The 964-nt window shown below is 72.5% G+C and carries 2 protein-coding genes; one reads left to right on the top strand and one right to left on the bottom strand.

The genetic code is table 11. The features are described from left to right. Window positions 1–32: 32 nt before the first annotated feature. Window positions 33–596: a GNAT family N-acetyltransferase gene (locus EF918_RS36115; protein WP_260611027.1), complete on the bottom strand. Its 564-nt coding sequence runs from the start codon at window positions 594–596 to the stop codon at window positions 33–35. A 147-nt stretch (window positions 597–743) separates the two neighbouring features. On the opposite strand from EF918_RS36115, the gene EF918_RS37845 reads away from it, so the two are divergent. Beyond that, window positions 744–964, top strand: a 221-nt coding sequence (locus EF918_RS37845; RefSeq protein WP_221889803.1) for a hypothetical protein, incomplete at its 3' end; no start/stop codon positions are given.

The raw sequence follows: 964 nt of genomic DNA, 5'->3' as shown, positions 1-964 counted from the left end.
GGGTATGCCCGGGGCGGGAGTGATCGTAACACTCAGTGACTATTTTGTTTCTGGTCGTGTTCGCGGTCCGGGTGGTCCGGGGAGAGGAAGACCAGGGCTGCGTTGGCGGTGCCGGGGAGCGGGGGGACCTCGTGCCAGCCGAGGCGGCGGTAGGTGGCGACCGTGTCGGTGGCCTTGCGGGCGGTCAGGAGCCAGGCGCGGCCGTCGGGGGCGTCGGCGGTGAGTTCGGCGAGGAGGGCGCGGCCGGTGCCGTGGCCGCGGGCGTGGGCCCGTACGGCGAGTTCGTCGACCTCCAGTGCGCCGACGAGGAGGCGCCGGACCCGGTCCGGGCCGAGCTGGGCGGTGACGTGTCCGTAGGCGCGGTCGGTGGGGAAGGGGTCGGGGGTGAGGCGGCCGGTGGCGAAGCCGTCGAGGCCGGTGGCGGAACGGGCGAGGACGGCGCGGAAGCCGGGGCGGTCGATGTCGGACCGGAGGCGGACCGCGAACTGGTGAATGGTTTCTGCATCTTCGTTCCACGGCGGGGCGGAGAAGACGTCCGCGTAGGCGTCGAGGAGGTCGTCGGCGTGGTCGAGGACCTCGGGGCCGTAGGTGATCACTTTGTTCGCTCCTGGGTAATTTCCTCCGCTTTGCTGCTGAAGAGGCAATCTACGGGGTGGGGGTTCCGGTCCGGGTGAGTTCGCGGATCCGGCGAGTGTGCGACAAATGCCCCGTGTCGGGTGGGGGTGAACGGGCGTTGGTAGCGCGTGGAGAGGTTGCTGCGCGCCGTGGGCGCGTGCGCCGTCGCGTTCTTGGTGGTGCTGGGAGCGGTGGCGGCGTTGCCGGACGGGGTACGGGAGGCCGTGCCCGACCGGGTGGTGGGCGGGGCGGTGCTGGTGCTCGGAGTCGTGGCTCTGCGGGCGCGGGCCCGAACGCGGAGCCGGGACCGGAGCCGGACCCGGACCCGGGCTGAGGCCCGGGTCCGGGT

Source organism: Streptomyces sp. WAC06614, from assembly GCF_003949795.1.
In the GTDB taxonomy this organism is placed as follows: domain Bacteria; phylum Actinomycetota; class Actinomycetes; order Streptomycetales; family Streptomycetaceae; genus Streptomyces.
This window is presented reverse-complemented; position numbering and strand designations above follow the sequence as displayed.